Raw genomic sequence first — 12083 nt, 5'->3', positions numbered from 1 at the left:
CTACTCTTCCCTACTTCGACGCCTCATCGGCGGGTGGTGAACAGCTGGGCGGGGCAGCCGGGTGAGCGCTCCGCGCGTCCGTCCGTCGTCATCCGCACCCACTCGACGCCCCATGATGCGGCGAGCTCGGGGCCGCCCTCGAAGAACAGGGCGGTCGCGACGGCATCCGCTCGCATCGCCTCGGGGGCGATCGCCCACGTTGCCGCCCAGGTGCGCACGGGCACCCCGGTGCGAGCGTCGAGCACATGGTGGAGTCCGTCACCCCACGCTCGGCGATTGATCGCCGAGGCGCAGAGCGCGGCATCCTGCAGCTCGATCACGCCGATGGCCTTCGTCGGATCGTAGGGATGCTCGAGGCCGACGCGCACCACGTCTCCGCGGACCCTCATGTCTCCCCCGGCGTCCACGACGAGATCACCCGACACATCGTCGAGGACCGCGGCCACGAGATCGACCAGACGCCCTTTGCCGAGAGCTCCGACATCGAGGAGCGCGGGAGCGGACGCCGAGGCCTCCGCCGCCGTCCAGCGCACAAGATCGGTCCACTCAGTCGGGGCGGCGATCGGCGGGCGCGCGATGAAGGAGTACGACGCGTCGTAGCCGAGGGCGTCCAGGCTGTCGGCGACGAGAGGGTTCACCGCACCGGAGGTCGCCCTCGACAGGTCGCGGTAGGCATCGAGCATCGCGCCCGCATCGGCAGACGAGATCGAACCGCCGTCTCGACCGACACGGGTGACCGACGAGTCCTCGCGGAACCGCGACCACTCCCGGTCGAACCTCTCGATCTCGGCGCCGACGCGTGCACGGTGATCCGTGTCGAGCTCGTGCGATGTCTCGATCTCCCAGACTGTGCCGATCGCGTCGAAACGCCAGATCGTCATGCCGTGATCAGGCGCCTAGGCGGCGGCCTGCTCCTTGATCGACTCGACGGCCTCGTTGAATCCGCCACTGGTGAGAGACGAGCCCGCCACGCGACTGACCTCGATCTCGTCGAGCGACTTGCCCACGACCTCGTCCGCGATGCCGCCGATGAACTCACCCTGGTACTGCTCGCTCTCGCGGGCCTGCGGATCGCCGGTCACCTCGACATCCGTGACCAGGCCGTCGGCGACGGTGAGAGTCACGCTGATCGTCTCGACCGTCTCAGGGGTCTGGTACGAACCGTCGGCGGTGTAAGTGCCGTCGGTGTAGTCGCCGCCGGCCGCCGCGCCCGAGTCGGAGGATTCGGTGCTCGTGTCGGTTCCGGTGTCGGTGGACTGGTCTTCGGCGTCAGCCGTGCCGGAGCATCCGGCGAGGACGAGGAGCCCTGCGACCCCGGCCAGGGCTGCGCCCTTGCGAACAGAAGTCGGTACAGTCGTGCGGATCATGATGGTCCTCCCGGCCTTGATCGGTGTGTTGATTCGACCGTAGGGACAGCATCTATGCGCGGGCTGTGTCCGAAGTATGCGTAGCCTACGCGTCTCCGCCGAACATGCTCGTGACGGATCCGTCTTCGAAGACCTCGTGGATCGCGCGTGCGAGCAGCGGGGCGATCGGGAGGATCGTGAGCTTGTCCCACCGGCGCGACTCCGTCAGCGGGATCGTGTCGGTGATCACGACCTCGTCGATCGACGCGTCCTGCAGACGCTCGGACGCTGGGTCGCTGAAGATCGCATGGGTCGCGGCGACGATCACGCGGTGCGCGCCGCTCGCCTTGAGTGCCTGCGCCGCCTTCACGATCGTGCCGCCGGTGTCGATCATGTCGTCGACGAGCAGGCAGGTGCGTCCCTCGACGGCGCCGACGATCTCGTGCACGGAGACCTGGTTGGCGACCTTCGGGTCGCGACGCTTGTGGATGATGGCCAGCGGTGCCCCGAGGCTGTCCGACCAGGTGTCGGCGACGCGGACGCGCCCCATGTCGGGCGAGACGACGGTGAGGATCTCACGGTCCTCGGCGCTCAGCGTGCTCTTGAAGTAGTCCATCAGCACGGGCTTGGCGAACAGGTGGTCGACGGGACCGTCGAAGAAGCCCTGGATCTGCGCGGCGTGCAGGTCGACGCTCATGACGCGGTCGGCACCGGCCGTCTTCAGCAGATCGGCGACGAGGCGGGCGCTGATCGGCTCACGGCCGCGACCCTTCTTGTCCTGGCGCGAGTACGGATAGTACGGTGCGACGACGGTGATGCGCTTCGCTGAGGCGCGCTTCGCGGCATCGATCATGATGAGAGTCTCCATGAGCCACTCGTTGACCGGCTCGCCGAAGGTCTGGATCAGGAACAGATCGCAGCCTCGGATCGACACCTCGAACCGCGCGTAGATCTCACCGGATGCGAAGGTGCGGTGCTCGGTCGGCACGACCTCGGTACCGAGCGACGCGGCGACCGCTGCGGTCAGCTCGGGGTGCGATCGACCACCGGCGACCACGAGTCGCTTCTTGGTCTTGGCTACGAGACCCGGAGCGATGCCGTTGTCCCTGTCCAGATCGACCGTCTTCTTCTTGCGCGCCATCGTTCTGCCTACTCCGCCACTCGGGTTCGGGCTGCGGCATCTGCCGCGCCCGTGCCTGCCCTGTTCTTCTCGACCCAACCCTCGATGTTGCGCTGAGGGGCGACGCTCATGGCAAGGGAGCCGGCAGGGACGTCCTTGCGGACGACAGCGCCAGCACCTGTCTTGGCGCCAGCACCCAGCCTAACGGGCGCGACGAGGGTCGTGTGCGAGCCGGTGTGCACCTCGTCTTCGACGACCGTGCGGTGCTTGTTCACGTCGTCGTAGTTCGCCGTGATCGTGCTGGCACCGAGGTTGACGCCTCGGCCGATGGTCGCGTCTCCGACGTACGACAGGTGCGGGACCTTGCTGCCCTCGCCGATCTCGGCGTTCTTCGTCTCGACGTACGCGCCGATCTTGCCTCGGGCTCCGAGGACGGTGCCGGGCCGCAGGAACGAGAAGGGGCCGACGGTGGCCTCCGCGCCGATCACCGCGAGCGTGGCATCGGTGCGGCGCACGATCGCGTCTGCCCCCACCTCGCAGTCGACGAGCGTCGTGTCGGGTCCGATGATCGCCCCTTCGGCGATCGTCGTCGCCCGCAGGATGTGCGTGTTCGGAAGGATGGTGACGTCGGGCGACAGCGTGGCGTCATCGTCGATCCAGGTCGTCGCCGGGTCGATCACCGTGACACCCTCGAGCTGCCAGCGGCGCACGATGCGTCGGTTGAGCAGTCGGCCGACCTCGGCGAGCTGAGCACGGTCGTTGACGCCGTAGGTGACGGTGACGTCGGAGACGACGGATGCCGCCACGCGGCTGCCGTCGCGGCGCAGGAGCCCGGGAACGTCGGTCAGGTACATCTCGCCCTGCGCGTTGTCGACGCCCACCGCGGGGAGGTACTTGCGCAGCGTCGCGATGCGGAAGACGTACATGCCCGCGTTGATCTCGCTGACAGCGGCTTCGTCTGCTGTGGCGTCCTTCTGCTCGACCACGCGGTCGACGCCGCCGTCGGCATCGCGGATGACGCGGCCGTAGCCGGTCGGGTCGTCGACGACCGCCGTCATCAGAGTGACCTCCGCCTCGGCGGCGCGGTGCGCGTCGAGGAACGAACGCAGCGTGTCCGCGTCGGCGAGGGGGCAGTCTCCCGAGAGCACGAGCACGTCGCCGTCGAAGTCCGCGGGGAGCGCGTCGACAGCGACCTGCACCGCGCGACCGGTGCCCGGCACCTCGTCCTGGTCGACGAACACGGCGCCCGGGTAGTCCTCGGCGAGGGCCGCGACCACCTGATCGCGCTCGTGCCGGACGACGACCTCGACGTGGTCGGCATCGAGGCGACCGGCCGTCGTCAGGACGTGCCCGACCAGCGGGCGCCCGCCGATCTGATGCAGCACCTTCGGCAGGCGCGAGCGCATGCGGGTCCCCTGGCCTGCGGCGAGGATGATGATCGCGAGATTGTTCCCAGTCATGCTCCGCCGCCAGGACTCGAACCTAGACCTAACAGCTCCAAAGGCTGTCGTGCTGCCATTACACCACGGCGGACCGCGGCCCCCGAGAGCGCCGCGGATCAAGTCTGCCACGTCCGCCTGCGTGCTACCGGCGATAATGGACGGATGACTGAGGCGGATGAGGTTGATCGGATCGTCGGCGCCTGGAACACCCAGCGCCCCGACCTCGACTTCTCACCCCTCGAGGTGCTGTCGCGGATGGACCGACTGACGCGGCTGCTCGACCGAGCCCGCAGAGATGTGTTCCGGCGCAGCGATCTGGAGGCCTGGGAATGGGACGTGCTGTCGGCGCTGCGCCGTGCCGGGGCGCCCTTCCAGCTCTCCCCCAAGCAGCTGCTCCAGCAGACGCTGGTGTCGAGCGGCACGATGACGAATCGCATCGATCGCCTCGTCGGGCGTCGCTTCGTGCGACGCGAGGGCGATCCGGCCGATGGCCGCAGCGTCCTCGTGACGCTCACCGACGACGGGCGCATCAGAGTGGATGCCGCGATCACCCGTCTGGTCGATGTCGAAGACGATCTGCTCCGGGCGCTGTCGCGTGGCGACCGCGATCGGCTGGCCGCACTGCTGCGCAAACTCAGCCTCAGCTTCGACGCGTGAGGTTCTGACGTCATGGCCATGCTCTCCCCTCTTCCTGTGCGCGACGGCGTCGGTGCCACTCGTCTGCACGTGCCGATGAGCGGTGAATGGCCGACCGTCGGCGCCTACATGATCGAGCGCTTCTTCCACCTCGACCCCGAAGGCCTGCTCAGCCGCTTCGACCGTGGCGAGATCGTGGCCCGCGACGGCAGGCCCCTCACACGGGACACGCCTCTCGGCGTCGAGGAGTTCATCTGGTACTACCGTGATCCACCGGTCGAGACCCGGCTCCCCGTCGAGATCGACGTCATCCATCAGGACGACGACCTGGTGGTCATCGACAAACCGCACTTCCTGCCGACGATCCCCGGCGGCAAGTTCCTGCAGAACTCCGCCCTGATCCGGCTGCGCAACCTGCTCGGCAACGACGAACTCGCGCCCATCCACCGCCTCGACCGGGCGACCGCAGGCGTTCTCATGTTCTCGGCGCGACCGGCCACCCGAGGGCCGTACCAGCTGCTCTTCGAGACCCGGCAGGTGCAGAAGGTCTACGAGGCGGTGTCGGCGCGACCGGCCGACTGGGATGCGTCGCGCTTCCCCCTCGTGTACCGCAACCACATCGTGAAGCTCCGCAACGAACTGAAGGTGCAGGTCGACGACGAGCGGGAGCCGAACGCCGAGACGCTGATCGAGGTGCTCGATGTCGACGAGCACGTCGTGCACACGCTGCTGCGCCCGCACAGCGGCAAGATGCACCAGCTGCGCGTGCACCTCGCGGCGCTGGGCCTCGGCATCCTGAACGATCCGTTCTACCCCGAACTCCGCGGTGAGAAGCCCGACGACTTCGACCGGCCGATGCAGCTGCTCGCGCGCGAACTGCACTTCGTGGATCCGCTGAGCGGCGCGCCGAGGGTCTTCACCACGACGCGCACGCTGCAGGAGGCTCCGATCAGCGGCGCATGATCTTGCGGGCGAGCCACGTGCCGAGCATCTGCACGAGGTGCACGAACACGACGATGAGCACGATCGCCGTCCACATGACGACCGGCTCGAACTGCCGGAAGCCGTAGATCTGGGCGAATGCGCCGAGGCCACCGCCGCCGATGAGCCCGGCCATCGCGGTCATGTCGATCAGTGCCACGACGATGAAGGTGTACCCGAGGATCAGGGGTCCGAGCGACTCCGGGATGGCGACTGTGAACAGGATCCGCACGGGGCCGGCGCCCATGGCCCGCGCCGCCTCGATCACCCCTGGTGAGACCGACACGAGATGCTGCTCGACGATGCGGCCGATCGCGAAGGCCGCGGCCAGACCGATCATGAACGCGCCGGCGGTGGTACCGATGCCGGTGCCGACCACCGCGCGGGCGAACGGCTGCGCGACGGCCACGAACAGCACGAACGGGATCGGGCGGAAGAAGTTGACGCCGAGGTTCGCGATGACGGAGACGGCTCGGTTCTCGGCGAGACCGCCGGGGCGGGTGACGTACAGGATGACGCCGATCGCAAGGCCGAGGATGCCGCCGAGCACGAGCGCGAACGACGTCATGTAGAGGGTCTCGAGCGCGGCCTTCCAGAGGTCGGGCCACAGTTCGTTCAGACGATCCATCAGCGTGCCTCCTCTTCTGCGAGCTCGGTGACTTCGACCCTTCGGCCGACATCGGCGAGAGTGCGGTCGATCACCGAGTCCTCGCCGCGGATCGCGAGCGTGAGGTGGCCGAAGGCTCGTCCACGGATGTCGTTGATGCCGCCGTATACGAGCTCGAAGTCGAGTCCCGCACCGGCGAGGTCGAGGAAGACCTGCGCCTGAGACGAGTCGCCGTCGCGGAACGAGAAGGTGACGAGGCGCCCCTGGTGCCGGTCGCGCAGCACGGCGCGCTCCGACGGCGAGGGCAGGCCCTTCACGACCGTGCCGACGAACCTCTGCGATGCCGGGTTCTGCGGGGCGGAGAAGACGTCGAACACATCGCCCTGCTCGATGACGCGACCTTTCTCCATGACCGCGACCTTGGTGGCGATCGTCTGGATGACGTCCATCTCGTGAGTGATCACGACGATCGTGACGCCCTGCTCCTGGTTGACCCGCTTGAGCAGGTCGAGCACCTCATGCGTGGTCTGCGGGTCGAGGGCGCTGGTCGCCTCATCGGCGAGCAGTATCGCCGGGCCGGTGGCGAGAGCGCGCGCGATCCCGACGCGCTGCTTCTGGCCCCCGGAGAGCTGCTCGGGATAGGCCTTCGCCTTGTCGGCCAGGCCGACGAAGCTCAGCAGCTCGGCGACGCGGGCCTCGATGTCGGGCTTCGACCAGCCGGCGAGCTTGAGGGGGTAGGCGATGTTCGCTTTGACGCTGCGCGAGGCGAACAGATTGAACTGCTGGAAGATCATGCCGATGCCGCCGCGGACCTTGCGCAGTTCGCTCTCCTTGAGAGCGGTGATGTCGACGCCGTCGACGGTGATCGTTCCGCTCGTCGCCGGCTCGAGAGCGTTGATCAACCGCACGAGGGTCGACTTGCCGGCGCCGGAGTATCCGATGATCCCGAAGACGTCGCCCTTCTCGATCGAGAGGGTCACGTCGTCCACGGCCACGATCTCGGACTCGTCACGGGTGCGGGATGGATAGGTCTTCGAGACATTCGTCAGGGTGACGATCGGCATGTGGTGCTCCGGTCTGCTTCGGGAACGAAGAATCGGGTGACGCACGAAGCGCCACCCGATTCTCCCTCATCGGACGGGGGGTGTCGTTCACCCCGGTCGTCTTACTTGTTGGCCTCGGTGTCTTCCTGGACCTTCTCGAGCGAGGCGACGAGGTCCTCGACCGGGGTCTGGAGCGGCACCGCGGTGTCACCCGACGACTCGATCAGACCCGCCTGCACGTCTTCGTTCGTCTGGAAGATCTCGACGAGCTTGAGGTACGTCTCGTTGTCGGCGTCTTCAGCGCGTGCCGCGAAGATGTTCACGTACGGCAGCGCGTTCGCGTCCTCGGGGTCGTCCTGCGCGATGGCGTCGTCGAAGCTGAGTCCGGCGTCTTCCACGAAGTCGTTGTTGATGATCGCCGCGGCCACATCGGGCAGCGAGGTGGGGATCAGCGCAGCCTCGAGGGCGGTGACCTCGACCTTGGACTTCTCGGTGTCGACGTCGGCGAGATCCGAGAAGATCGTGCCGCCGCTCTTGAGCTCGATGAGTCCGGCCGACTGCAGCACGAGCAGCGCGCGGGCCTGGTTCGACGCGTCGTCCGGAACGGCGACGGTCTCGCCCTCGGGGATGTCGTCGACATCGTCGTACTTCTGCGAGTACAGGCCGAGCGGGTAGATCGCGGTCGATCCGATCGGGGTCAGGTCGGAGCCTGAGGCGCTGTTGTACTCGGCGAGGTACACGATGTGCTGGAACTGGTTGAGGTCGATCTCGCCCTCGGTGAGTGCGGGGTTCGGCTGCTCGTACGAGCCGAAGTCGACGAGCTCGACCGTGATGCCCTCTTCAGCGGCTGCCTCGACGAAGGGAGCCCACTGCGCGTCTCCCTTGCCGACGACACCGATCTTGACGGTCTCGTCTCCACCGTCGCCGGAACCGGCCTCGGAGGATGCCGTCGCGCAGCCTGCGAGTGCGACGAAGAGCGGGACCGCGGCGAGCGCGGCGATGACGGATGTGGTCCGACGGGATGCTGTGATGGACATGAGTGTTCGGGTTCCTCTCTTGGGGGACTCGAATACGTTAGGCAGGGCGACACGGTGCGCGACAATCGAGCGTCACAGAGCGTCACAGCCGTCAGTCGTAATCCTCGATGCCCTGCAGCCTCACCTGTTCGAGGTCGAGTCTGGCCGAGATGCGACGGAACACGAGGTCGTCGACCGTGCGGTCTCTGCGCAGCCCGAGCAGCACCTCGCGCTTGCGGTCGAGGAGGGCGAGCTTGAGGCGCGTGTGCTCTTCGTGACGCAGCAGAGGCGACCGCTGCATGACGTCGACGTCGACCGAGGTCGCGAGCATCTGCAGGGTCCTGACCTCGCCGTCGGTGCTGTCTTCGTCATCGACGATGCGCGTCGAGTCCGGCATCCGCACCGGCGTCTGCACGGCATCCGCTCGGCTTTCCTCCCCTGTCTCGGGCACCGAGCCGCCGTTTCCGAGCGGGTCGGGCTCATCGAGCATCACGTCGAGCGCCTGCGCCTCGGCGTCGACGATGGCCTGCTCGCGGGCCAGGGCGCGTGCGTTCGAGAACTCGAGCATCTGATAGCCCTCGGCGCGCACCCTGTCTCGGATCTCCTGCCCGACACCGTGCTCGGCCGCGAGATCGTCGAGGGCAGCGAGGGCGGCACCCGAGATCGTGCGTTCGGCCAGCTCGTACTCCTCGTCTTCGGCGTGGTCGACGGGGAAACGGGCCCAGCGGACGACGGCGGGCAGGAGCGGCCCCTGCACGAGCAGGCTCAACAGGATCACCCCGGCGGTGACGAACACGGTCTCATCACGTCCGGCGATCTCGCCCTCGGTCGCGCTGGAGACCGGCACCGACAGCGCGATCGCGAGCGACACCGCGCCTCTCATGCCGGCCACGGTCGAGACCGCCATCGACCGCGCCCGCGCACCGCGCGACGGACGCGCGGGGTTGCGTCGCTGGAACGGGGCGTTCATCACCTGGAAGAGATAGCGCACGACGAGCAGCGTCATCCACACCGCCAGCGTGATCAGCACCAGACGGCCGATCGCCGCCGCCGAGATCTCATGCGCGACGAACTGCACCTCGAGACCGATCAGGACGAAGAGCGCGCCGTTGAGCAGGAAGACGCCGAAGGGCCAGGCTGCGGCCACCTGACGGCGGGACGACGCTGTCGTGACACGAGGCGACACGTAGGCGACGATGAGCCCTGCGACCACGACGGCGAGGACACCGGACGCATGCACGATCTCGGCGAGCAGGAACGACGAGAACGGAATCAGCAGAAGAGTGACGTTGATCACGATCGTCGAGGACGTGCGACGCAGCAGCAGGTAGGCGAGCGCGGCGATGACCACGCCGGCGGCGATGCCTCCGAGGTACGAGACGAGCACCGACATCGTCACCGACAGCGGCGTCACGTTGCCGCCGAGGGCCAGCGAGATCGCGATCGCGTAGAGCACCAGTGCCGTGCCGTCGTTCGTCAGGCTCTCGGCCTTGAGCTTCATGAACATGCGGGTGGGCAGCAGACGTCCGAGGGCCGCGACGGCCGTGGCGTCGGGTGGGGCGACCGCCGCGCCGAGGATGAGGGCCGTCTCCCACGGCATCCCGAACAGCAGTCCGATGCCGGCGACCGCGAAAGCCGATGCCACGACGAGCAGAGTGCTCATCGGCAGGATGTAGCGGAAGTCGCGGCGGATCGAGCGCAGCGAGGTGGTCAGGCTCTCCCAGAACAGCATCACCGGCAGGAACAGCAGCAGGACGGTCTCGGGCGGCAGCTGGATCTCACGAAGCTCGGGGACGAAACCGAGCAGCAGCCCCAGGATGACCAGAACGAGCGGCAGGGCGAGCCGCACACGAGGTGCCAGCATCGTTCCCACGAGGATCGTGAGTCCGATCAGGACGGTGACCTCGAGTCCTTCCATCTGAGCCTCCCGGGTACCGCAGGATCAAGCTGTGCGATCCCTGATGGCATCGAACCCCGCCCAGAGCACAGCGCATCGCACTGCCACCGTATTCCCGCTACGGCCGAATGGCGAGACCCCGCGTCAGTCGAGCTCTTCGGTCAGCTCGAACCAGCGGAGCTCGAGCTCCTCGATCTCCGCCTGCTGATCGCTGATCGCCTTCATCTTGTCGCCCAGGCCCGCGAAGTCCGACTGGTCGTGCTCGGCCAGCGCGGTCTTCGCCCTGTCGACCTGCTGCGTGAGCTTCTGGATGCGACGCTCGAGCGACGAGACCTCCTTCTGCGCTGAGCGCAGGGCGGCGCCGTCGAGGCTGGACCCCTTCTTCTCGGTGTTGACGGCCGTCTGCGACTTGCCGGGCGCCGAGGTCTGCAGCTGACGCAGTCGCAGATACTCGTCGACGCCTCCGGGCAGATGCCGCAGGTGTCCGTCGAGGATCGCGAACTGCTGGTCGGTGACGCGCTCGAGGAAGTACCGGTCGTGGCTGACCACGAGCAGGGTTCCCGACCACGAGTCGAGCAGGTCCTCGATCGCCGCGAGCATGTCGGTGTCGAGGTCGTTGGTCGGCTCGTCGAGGATCAGCACGTTGGGCTGGTCGAGCAGCACGAGCAGCAACTGGAGACGACGCTGCTGGCCACCCGACAGGTCCTTGACCGGGGTGGAGAGCTGCGCGGAGTCGAACCCGAGGCGTTCGAGCAGCTGGCCGGGAGTGAGCTCCTGAGCCTTCGAGCCGGAGCCCATCGTGTACGAGGTGCGCAGCCGGGAGATCACGACCCGCACCGGCTCGCGGCGCACGTCCTCGAGCTCATCGAGGCGCTGGGTGAGCGTCTTGACCTTCACGGTCGTGCCGCGCTTCACGCGGCCCACGGTCGGCTCGACGGTGCCTGCGATGAGACCGAGCAGCGTCGACTTGCCGGCGCCGTTGACGCCGAGGATGCCGGTGCGCTCCCCCGGCGCGATGCGCCACTCGACGTCGCGCAGCACCTCCCGTGTGGTTCCGTCTTCCTTCGGGTACGAGACGCCTACGTCGAGCAGGTCGACGACGTCCTTGCCCAGACGCGATACCGCGAGAGACTGCAGCGAGATCTTGTCGCGGATCTCCGGCACGTCGGCGATGAGCTCGTTGGCGGCGTCGATGCGGAACTTCGGCTTCGCGGTGCGAGCGGGCGCGCCTCGGCGGAGCCAGGCGAGCTCCTTCTTGGCGAGGTTCTGACGCTTGGCCTCGGTGGCCGCCGACATGCGATCGCGTTCGACGCGCTGCAGGATGTATGCCGCGTAGCCGCCCTCGAAGGGCTCGACGATGCGGTCGTGCACCTCCCATGTCTCGGTCGAGATCTCGTCGAGGAACCACCGGTCGTGGGTGACGACCATGAGCGCTCCGGAGTTCGGACTCCACCGCTTCTTGAGGTGCCCGGCCAGCCAGGTGATGGCTTCGACGTCGAGATGGTTCGTGGGCTCATCGAGGGCGATGACATCCCAGTCACCCGTCAGCAGCTTGGCGAGCGAGACGCGACGGCGCTGGCCACCGCTGAGGGAGCCGATCTGGGCATCCCACGGCAGATCCTTCAGCAGCCCCTCGATCACGTCGCGGATGCGGGGGTCGCCCGCCCACTCGTACTCAGGCGTGTCGCCGACGACCGCTGCACTGATGGTCAGGTCGTCGCTGAGGGTGTCGGCCTGATCGAGCACGCCGATGGTCGTGCCACCGCGCACCGTGACGCGGCCCGAGCTCGGCTCCTTGAGGCCCGCGAGCATGCCCAGGAGGCTCGACTTGCCGTCGCCGTTGCGGCCGACGATGCCGATGCGGTCACCTTCTTCGATGCCGAGGGTCACGGAGTCGAAGACGACCCTCGTCGGATATTCGAGATGAAGGGCTTCTGCCCCGAGAAGATGTGCCATATCACTCCCCAGGGTAGTCGGGCACGCTGGGTGGGTCGG

The 12083-nt window shown here is 67.6% G+C and carries 11 protein-coding genes and 1 tRNA gene; 2 read left to right on the top strand and 10 right to left on the bottom strand.

The annotated features are described in order from the left end of the window. Positions 1-23: 23 nt before the first annotated feature. From QMA07_RS04980 to QMA07_RS04960, 5 genes are all read right to left on the bottom strand, one after another. Entirely contained in the window at positions 24-881 is an 858-nt protein-coding gene (locus tag QMA07_RS04980) for an FAD:protein FMN transferase (protein WP_290160397.1), read from the bottom strand. Between the two features lie 15 nt (positions 882-896). Further along, a complete protein-coding gene (locus QMA07_RS04975) occupies positions 897-1367 on the bottom strand; it encodes an FMN-binding protein (protein ID WP_290160395.1) in 471 nt (156 codons plus the stop codon). Between the two features lie 85 nt (positions 1368-1452). Continuing rightward, positions 1453-2487, bottom strand: a complete 1035-nt coding sequence (locus tag QMA07_RS04970) for a ribose-phosphate diphosphokinase (protein WP_140037590.1) — start codon at positions 2485-2487, stop codon at positions 1453-1455. A gap of 8 nt (positions 2488-2495) precedes the next feature. Next, positions 2496-3926 (bottom strand): bifunctional UDP-N-acetylglucosamine diphosphorylase/glucosamine-1-phosphate N-acetyltransferase GlmU, encoded by a 1431-nt coding sequence (glmU, locus tag QMA07_RS04965; protein ID WP_290160392.1) that lies wholly within the window; start codon positions 3924-3926, stop codon positions 2496-2498. A gap of 1 nt (position 3927) precedes the next feature. Further along, positions 3928-3999, bottom strand: a tRNA-Gln gene (locus QMA07_RS04960). A gap of 71 nt (positions 4000-4070) precedes the next feature. Here QMA07_RS04960 and QMA07_RS04955 point away from each other — a divergent pair. Then, positions 4071-4565 carry a MarR family transcriptional regulator gene (locus QMA07_RS04955; protein ID WP_042537429.1) on the top strand — a complete coding sequence of 165 codons (495 nt, stop codon included), beginning with the start codon at positions 4071-4073 and terminating at the stop codon, positions 4563-4565. Between the two features lie 18 nt (positions 4566-4583). Further along, complete coding sequence (locus tag QMA07_RS04950) at positions 4584-5507, top strand: pseudouridine synthase (protein WP_290160527.1); 924 nt, start codon at positions 4584-4586, stop codon at positions 5505-5507. Here the strand turns inward: QMA07_RS04950 and QMA07_RS04945 are convergent. The 5 genes from QMA07_RS04945 to QMA07_RS04925 all read right to left on the bottom strand — a co-directional run bounded on the left by QMA07_RS04945 (position 5494) and on the right by QMA07_RS04925 (position 12044). Next, a complete protein-coding gene (locus QMA07_RS04945; RefSeq protein WP_290160389.1) occupies positions 5494-6153 on the bottom strand; it encodes a methionine ABC transporter permease in 660 nt (219 codons plus the stop codon). The two genes, QMA07_RS04950 and QMA07_RS04945, sit on opposite strands and share 14 nt — an antisense overlap. Further along, a complete protein-coding gene (locus tag QMA07_RS04940; protein ID WP_290160387.1) occupies positions 6153-7196 on the bottom strand; it encodes a methionine ABC transporter ATP-binding protein in 1044 nt (347 codons plus the stop codon). The genes QMA07_RS04945 and QMA07_RS04940 overlap by 1 nt, the downstream gene beginning before the upstream one ends. A 101-nt stretch (positions 7197-7297) precedes the next feature. Further along, positions 7298-8212: a MetQ/NlpA family ABC transporter substrate-binding protein gene (locus tag QMA07_RS04935; protein ID WP_290160385.1), complete on the bottom strand. Its 915-nt coding sequence runs from the start codon at positions 8210-8212 to the stop codon at positions 7298-7300. 91 nt (positions 8213-8303) lie between these two features. Beyond that, complete coding sequence (locus QMA07_RS04930; protein ID WP_290160383.1) at positions 8304-10109, bottom strand: Na+/H+ antiporter; 1806 nt, start codon at positions 10107-10109, stop codon at positions 8304-8306. 123 nt (positions 10110-10232) lie between these two features. Further along, positions 10233-12044: an ABC-F family ATP-binding cassette domain-containing protein gene (locus QMA07_RS04925; protein WP_290160381.1), complete on the bottom strand. Its 1812-nt coding sequence runs from the start codon at positions 12042-12044 to the stop codon at positions 10233-10235. Between the last annotated feature and the right edge of the window lie 39 nt (positions 12045-12083).

Source organism: Microbacterium sp. APC 3901 (assembly GCF_030407765.1).
Lineage (GTDB): Bacteria > Actinomycetota > Actinomycetes > Actinomycetales > Microbacteriaceae > Microbacterium.
The sequence above is the reverse complement of the archived record's forward strand: the minus strand, read 5'-3'. Positions and strand labels throughout refer to the sequence as shown.

What these genes read in the sequence shown, in the direction of transcription:
- QMA07_RS04935 (WP_290160385.1), bottom strand. Translation starts at nt 8,212, where the DNA reads ATGTCCATCACAGCATCCCGTCGGACCACATCCGTCATCGCCGCGCTC.
- QMA07_RS04975 (WP_290160395.1), bottom strand. Translation starts at nt 1,367, where the DNA reads ATGATCCGCACGACTGTACCGACTTCTGTTCGCAAGGGCGCAGCCCTG.
- QMA07_RS04925 (WP_290160381.1), bottom strand. Translation starts at nt 12,044, where the DNA reads ATGGCACATCTTCTCGGGGCAGAAGCCCTTCATCTCGAATATCCGACG.
- glmU (WP_290160392.1), bottom strand. Translation starts at nt 3,926, where the DNA reads ATGACTGGGAACAATCTCGCGATCATCATCCTCGCCGCAGGCCAGGGG.
- QMA07_RS04970 (WP_140037590.1), bottom strand. Translation starts at nt 2,487, where the DNA reads ATGGCGCGCAAGAAGAAGACGGTCGATCTGGACAGGGACAACGGCATC.
- QMA07_RS04980 (WP_290160397.1), bottom strand. Translation starts at nt 881, where the DNA reads ATGACGATCTGGCGTTTCGACGCGATCGGCACAGTCTGGGAGATCGAG.
- QMA07_RS04955 (WP_042537429.1), top strand. Translation starts at nt 4,071, where the DNA reads ATGACTGAGGCGGATGAGGTTGATCGGATCGTCGGCGCCTGGAACACC.
- QMA07_RS04930 (WP_290160383.1), bottom strand. Translation starts at nt 10,109, where the DNA reads ATGGAAGGACTCGAGGTCACCGTCCTGATCGGACTCACGATCCTCGTG.
- QMA07_RS04945 (WP_290160389.1), bottom strand. Translation starts at nt 6,153, where the DNA reads ATGGATCGTCTGAACGAACTGTGGCCCGACCTCTGGAAGGCCGCGCTC.
- QMA07_RS04950 (WP_290160527.1), top strand. Translation starts at nt 4,584, where the DNA reads ATGCTCTCCCCTCTTCCTGTGCGCGACGGCGTCGGTGCCACTCGTCTG.
- QMA07_RS04940 (WP_290160387.1), bottom strand. Translation starts at nt 7,196, where the DNA reads ATGCCGATCGTCACCCTGACGAATGTCTCGAAGACCTATCCATCCCGC.